Source organism: Microcoleus sp. T2B6 (assembly GCF_036700475.1).
Lineage (GTDB): Bacteria > Cyanobacteriota > Cyanobacteriia > Cyanobacteriales > Microcoleaceae > Microcoleus.
This window is the reverse complement of record NZ_JAUBOZ010000002.1, coordinates 40,979-47,335: the sequence shown is the minus strand read 5'-3', so window position 1 is coordinate 47,335 and position 6,357 is coordinate 40,979. Positions and strand designations below refer to the sequence as shown.

The window sequence follows — 6,357 nt, the reverse complement described above, 5'->3', positions numbered from 1 at the left end:
AAAGTACCATTTTTTTGTCGGGTGGTTTATTTTTACCAGTAAAAAGCTCGATCGCTATAATATAGATACGACCTTCCCAGCAGCCAAACTCCTGATTAACTATGACACTAAAAGAATTAGAACCGCAACTGCTTTCCCTGACTCCGCCCGAGAAAGCTCAAGCAATACAGATATTAGCTCAAAGTTTAGCCAACACCTGGCAGGGAATTGAAAAAACTTCCGGTATAGTCGGCGGTAATGCCAGGATTGCAGGGACTAGAATTTCTGTTTGGGGATTGGTAGAGTCTCGTCGATTAGGTGCAACTGATGCTCAACTTTTAGAAGATTATCCGCATCTTAGTGCTAGCGACTTGAAAAATGCCTGGGCTTATGCTGAAGCATTTCCTGACGAGATTGAAGCAGCGATTAAGTTGAACAATATAGACTAATATCATGGCAGGTTTGTATGCAGATTAACAATCTTCCTGCTAACTTTTGCCTAACGCTCGATAATTAATCCGTGTATCCGTGTCAAAATCCGTGTCGTGCCTTCTTCCTTCTGCTAGATAATTTCATTGCAGCCGATCGCACCAGTAACGTAAAATGTCTAACAGCGGTCTTTGTAAAATAAATTTAGCCCCATGAGCGACGAACAGGAAAAAAAACAAGTTTTGACTCAGCAACCGGAAACAATTTCCACTGCCAGCGATGAGTTCGATCGCAGTGAAATTGCCAGTAACGATTCAACTTCCGCATCAGCAGAAACTCCCGCAGAAATTGCCGCCCCCGAAGATATTTCAGCGCCAATCGACGAAGCCGAAACAATTCCAGTGGCAGCCGATATCGCGCCGGAAACAACACAACTTGCAAGTTACCCGCCTCCAACAATTCCAACTGCCCACCCCGAACCAAAACCAGCTCGCTCGTGGCAAATCTTAGCAGTTTTTCTCAGCGGAATCTTAGTCGGTTCCGTCCTTAGTCTCGGCAGTTTGCTAGCGTGGAGAATGTATCAGGAAAGAGCGAACCTTCAAATCAAACTACCCGCTGACGTACCCCTCCCCGAAAGCCCTTCGCCTGTCACAACAGCGCCCGTCAACCGTCGGCCCGGACTTCCCCCAGCCCCTGGAAATGGACAGCCTGCCACATTCCCTCCGTCGCCCCGTCCCACTCAAATCCCCTCTCTGTCTGCCGTTCCGCAACAAGCTTCCCCCTCGCCGTCGCCGTTGTCGTTGCCTTCTCCTTCTCCTTCTCCCGCTGCGGTTGAAACCCCTGTAACCGAGCGAGTTTACTTTCAAGCTGGTGCTACGGGAACTACTCTGAGCAATAGTTTGCGAGCCAACATATCCAGGCGCTACTTACTGGAGTGCAATAGCGGCCAAAGCATGACAATAAATGTTCAAGAAGGTCAAGTTAGCGCAGCAATTATTGCTCCTAACGGTGAAAATTTAGGTACTGCTGATAGCACAGGTCAGTGGCAAGGTCAACTAGCCAGTAGCGGCGATTATACTATTGAAATTTCAGGCGATCGCCAAGCAAACTACCAAGTTAAAATTGAAGTCAAATAGCAACTATAATTGTATCAGGGGGTAGTTACAAAATACATAACCCCCCCCTGTTGCTAATTACAAATTACCAATTACTTATTACCAATGATCGCACAAGTATCTGAAAACATCTACGAAGCAAAAACCCAGGAAATTGCCAAAGAAATCCTGAAGGCAACTCAAGACAAAAAGCGCTCTTTTTTCGGTCAACTGCAAGACCAAATGCGGTGGGACGACAAACTGATGGATTGGGCAATGGCTAGCCCCGGACTGCGGGTGCAATTGTTTCGATTCATCGACTGTTTGCCGGCACTCCGCAGCAAGCCGGAAATTGCCCGCCACTTGCAAGAATACCTGACGGCCCAAGAGGTAGAATTGCCCGAAGCTTTGAAAAAATTGCTCAATTTTACTAACGCTGAGTCGATTCCTGGACAATTGGCTGCGACGACGGTTGCGCCTGCGGTGGAAACTTTGGCGCACAAGTATATTTCTGGGGAAAATATCAAGCAGGTAGTTAAAACTTTAGAGCGGCTTCGCAAAGATAAAATGGGTTTTACAGTTGACCTTTTGGGGGAAGCTGTTATCACTGAAACTGAGGCGCAAATTTATCTTAACCGCTATTTGGAATTGATGGAGGAACTAGCGAAGGCAGCGAAGAATTGGCCGCAGGTAGATGCAATTGACAAAGCTGACGGCGAAACTCTGCCGCGAGTGCAAGTATCCGTAAAGTTAACGGCTTTTTATTCTCAGTTTGACCCTTTGGATGCTAAAGGTAGTGAGGAGAAAGTAAGCGAGAGAATTCGCATTTTACTGCGTCGCGCGAAGGAGTTGGGCGCTGCTGTTCATTTTGACATGGAACAGTATGCTTACAAAAGTTTAACTCTGACAATTCTCAAAGACTTATTGTTAGAGGAAGAGTTTCGCAGTCGCACGGATATTGGAATTACATTGCAAGCATATTTGCGCGACAGTGCCCAAGATTTGCGAAACCTGATTTCCTGGGCAAAAAAACGCGGAAATCCGGTAACTGTGCGGCTGGTAAAAGGTGCTTACTGGGATCAGGAAACTATCAAAGCCATGCAGAAAGATTGGCCGCAGCCGGTCTACAATGACAAAGTTGCTACCGATGCCAATTTCGAGCAGATGACGCAGTTGCTGTTAGAAAATCACGAATATTTGTATGCAGCTATTGGCAGTCATAATGTACGATCGCAAGCGAGGGCGATCGCCATTGCCGAGACTCTCAATATACCGCGCCGCCGCTTTGAAATGCAAGTGCTGTACGGCATGGGCGACAAATTGGCTAAGCTTTTGGTCGATCGGGGTTATCGCGTCCGAGTCTACTGCCCCTACGGCGATTTGCTGCCGGGAATGGCTTATTTGATCCGCCGTTTGCTGGAAAATACCGCCAACAGTTCTTTCATCCGGCAAAGTTCCGAAGAAATGCCGATCGAACAATTGTTAGCCGCACCAGTTGCTAGTGGAAATGACCAGCTAGTTTACAGCAAAGTATTTCCCAACGTTGCCGATACCGACTACGCCAATACCAAATTGCGGCAACAAGCAGAAACAGCCATCAAATCAGTGCGCGCCAACTTAGGTAAAACCTATTTACCGCTAATCAATGGCGAGTACCAAAATACTGAAGCAACAGTTAACTCACTCAACCCTTCCAATCCCACAGAAGTAGTCGGCACCATCGGATTGATTTCCGAAGAACAGGCCAAACAAGCCCTTGAAGCAGCAAAAGCAGCCTTCACCAGTTGGCGAAAAACCCCCGTCCGACAGCGCGCCGGCGTCCTCCGCAAAGCCGCAGAATTGATGGAACAGCGGCGGCACGAACTATCAGCTTGGATGGTGTTTGAAGTCGGCAAACCAGTCAGAGAATGCGATGCAGAAGTCTCCGAAGCTATTGATTTTTGTCGCTACTACGCCGATGAAATGGAACGGTTGGAACAAGGGAAAAATTACGATATTCCCGGAGAAACTAACCGCTACAGCTATCAGCCGCGCGGCATTTCTTTAATCATTTCACCTTGGAATTTCCCCCTCGCAATTCCCGTCGGCATGACAGTTGCATCGCTGGTTGCAGGTAATTGTACTTTGCTCAAACCTGCGGAAGTTTCCTCAGTAATTGCAGCGAAAATAGCTGAAATATTGCTAGAAGCCGGAATCCCCAAAGGCGTATTTCAATACGTGCCTTGCAAAGGTTCAACGGTGGGCGCTTACATGGTGAAACATCCTGACGTTCACATGATTACTTTCACGGGTTCTCAGGAAGTTGGCTGTCGGATTTATGCCGATGCTGCGATTTTGCAGCCTGGACAAAAACACCTGAAACGAGTAATTGCGGAAATGGGCGGCAAGAATGCAATTATTGTCGATGAAAGTGCGGATTTAGACCAAGCAGTTGCAGGCGTAGTTTATTCGGCATTTGGATACAGTGGCCAAAAATGTTCCGCTTGTTCGCGAGTAATTGTGGTCGAATCGGTGTACGATAATTTTGTGGCAAGATTGGTAGAAGCGACGCGATCGCTCAATGTCGGCCCTGCAGAAAATCCCGGCACTCAAGTCGGCCCTGTGATCGATGCAAATGCCCATTCGCGCATCCGCGAATACATCGAAACAGGTCGCGCCGAAGCTAAAATAGCTTTAGAAATGTCGGCACCAGAAACCGGTTATTTTGTCGGCCCAGTCATTGTTACCGAAGTATCGCCCACAGCCACTATCGCCCAAGAAGAAATTTTCGGCCCGGTTTTGTCGGTGATTCGGGCTCATAATTTCAGCGAAGCGATTGCGATTGCTAACGGCACGAATTTTGCTTTAACCGGCGGATTGTATTCTCGCACGCCTTCGCATATCGATCGAGCCGCATCCGATTTTGAAGTCGGAAACCTGTACATCAATCGCGGAATTACCGGCGCTGTGGTATCGCGGCAACCCTTCGGAGGATTCAAACTTTCGGGAGTTGGTTCTAAAGCTGGTGGCCCGGATTATTTGCTGCAATTCCTCGAACCCCGCACCATAACCGAAAATATTCAGCGGCAGGGTTTTGCACCGATTGAAGGAGTGGATGATTAATCTCAAATTCGTTTGATTAAGATTTGATACCCGACTTCTTAAAGAAGTCGGGTATATGCTATCATGGTTCCAAAAAGTCGGGGGCACCTATTCTGTTGTTCTAATTGAATTTACTTAAAATGGAATATAGAAAAAATGGTACTCGTCTAAATTCTCACAATCCTTCACTTGACAAGTGGGTGAGATTTTTAATGATAGTTATATTAGTCATGGGTATATTTTTTCGTTTCGCCAATCTCGACAAAAAAGTTTACTGGCTAGACGAAGGTTACACTTCTCTGCGGATTTCGGGTTATACAGAATCGGAATTTGTTCAAGAGTTTGGTGACGGTCAAATCAAGGAAATAAAAAGTCTACAAAAGTATCAGCGGATAAATGCAGATAAAAGCGTTTTTGACACCGTAAAAGGATTGGCAATAGAAGAATCTCAACTTACTCCCCTGTACTTTGTAGCAGTGAGATTTTGGGTGCAACTGTTTGGAGATTCAATCGCAGTAACTAGAAGTTTGTCGGCGGTTTTTAGCGTGCTGGCATTACCTTGTATGTATTGGCTATGCTTAGAATTATTTGAGTCATCGGTGACAGCTTGGTTAGCAGTTGTCATAATAGCTGTATCGCCTTTTCAGGTAGTTTATGCTCAGGAAGCTCGACCTTACAGTTTGTTTGTCATGTTAATTTTACTGTCAAGCGCGGTCTTGCTACGAGGAATGCGCCTAAAAACTAATAGTAGTTGGGCAATTTATGCTGTAACATTAGTAGTTGGGTTTTATTCTCACCTCTTATTTGGAATAGTTGCAATAGGACATGGAATCTATGTATTAATTATCGAAAAATTCCGGTTTAACAAGACGGTAATTGGCTATTTGCTAGCATCAATAGCAGGATTGATTGCTCTGTGTCCTTGGATGATAGCTTTTATAAAAAATTCGGGCAATGCCACTGATAAAACATCTTGGCTGTCTCTGAGAAGACCTGTTTCCGACTTGATGAAAAGTTGGGTATTGAACATTAGCAATCAATTTTTTGATGTGGGATTTTACTGGGAGTTGCCACGACCCTATTTGATATCTACTCTGCCAGTTATTTTAATGATTTTAATAATGGTCGGGTATTCTTTTTATTTACTTGTCAGTAAAACAGAAAGGCGAGTTTGGTTGTTTGTTGTGACCTTAACGTTCGTGATAGTAGGGATTTTATTACCAGCGGACTTAATTAGGGGAGGGATTCGCTCGGTCAACACTCGTTACATGATTCCCTGTTATTTAGGAATCCAGATATCTGTTGCTTATCTTTTTACTCAAGTTCAAGTTACAGCCCAATTACAAAAGCTGTGGAGATTAGCTCTAGTTGTTCTGCTCTCAATTGGAATTGCGTCTTGCTGCCTCTATGTGTCTGCAGATAATTGGTGGAATAAATCTGGCTCTCTTCTTAACGTTTCGATCGCCCGCACAATCAACTCAGCTTCTAAGCCATTAATCATAACAGACTTTTCAGAGTATATTGTATGGGATATCGGCAATTTACTCAGTCTGAGTCACAAACTCGATCCCAAAGCTAAATTATTACTAATGTCACCTACAAATAATCTTGACATACCGGAAAATTTTGACGAGATATTTTTGTACAGTCTTTCTCCCGAATTAAAGACCAAAATTGCCCAAAGTAATCAATATAAAATACAAACAATTTATGCAGAAAATGACGAAATTATCCTAGGCAAAATAGTCACTAAATGATGTTTTATATAGTAACA

General features: G+C 44.8%; 4 protein-coding genes. All 4 read left to right on the top strand.

The genetic code is table 11. The features are described from left to right. The first annotated feature begins 101 nt into the window (after positions 1–101). The 4 genes from QUA00_RS01200 (at position 102) to QUA00_RS01185 (ending at position 6,340) form a co-directional block, all read left to right on the top strand. Positions 102–428, top strand: a complete 327-nt coding sequence (locus QUA00_RS01200) for a DUF433 domain-containing protein (protein WP_333408430.1) — start codon at positions 102–104, stop codon at positions 426–428. A gap of 192 nt (positions 429–620) precedes the next feature. Then, positions 621–1,544: a hypothetical protein gene (locus tag QUA00_RS01195; RefSeq protein WP_333408429.1), complete on the top strand. Its 924-nt coding sequence runs from the start codon at positions 621–623 to the stop codon at positions 1,542–1,544. 84 nt (positions 1,545–1,628) lie between these two features. Further along, positions 1,629–4,604, top strand: coding sequence for an L-glutamate gamma-semialdehyde dehydrogenase (gene pruA, locus QUA00_RS01190; protein WP_333408428.1), 2,976 nt, complete (start codon positions 1,629–1,631; stop codon positions 4,602–4,604). Positions 4,605–4,795: 191 nt separating this feature from the next. After that, positions 4,796–6,340: a glycosyltransferase family 39 protein gene (locus QUA00_RS01185; protein ID WP_333138550.1), complete on the top strand. Its 1,545-nt coding sequence runs from the start codon at positions 4,796–4,798 to the stop codon at positions 6,338–6,340. Positions 6,341–6,357 lie beyond the last annotated feature (17 nt).

Bases quoted from the DNA above. Each gene is read 5' to 3' on its own strand.
- QUA00_RS01200 (WP_333408430.1), top strand. From the start codon at position 102: ATGACACTAAAAGAATTAGAACCGCAACTGCTTTCCCTGACTCCGCCC.
- QUA00_RS01195 (WP_333408429.1), top strand. From the start codon at position 621: ATGAGCGACGAACAGGAAAAAAAACAAGTTTTGACTCAGCAACCGGAA.
- pruA (WP_333408428.1), top strand. From the start codon at position 1,629: ATGATCGCACAAGTATCTGAAAACATCTACGAAGCAAAAACCCAGGAA.
- QUA00_RS01185 (WP_333138550.1), top strand. From the start codon at position 4,796: ATGATAGTTATATTAGTCATGGGTATATTTTTTCGTTTCGCCAATCTC.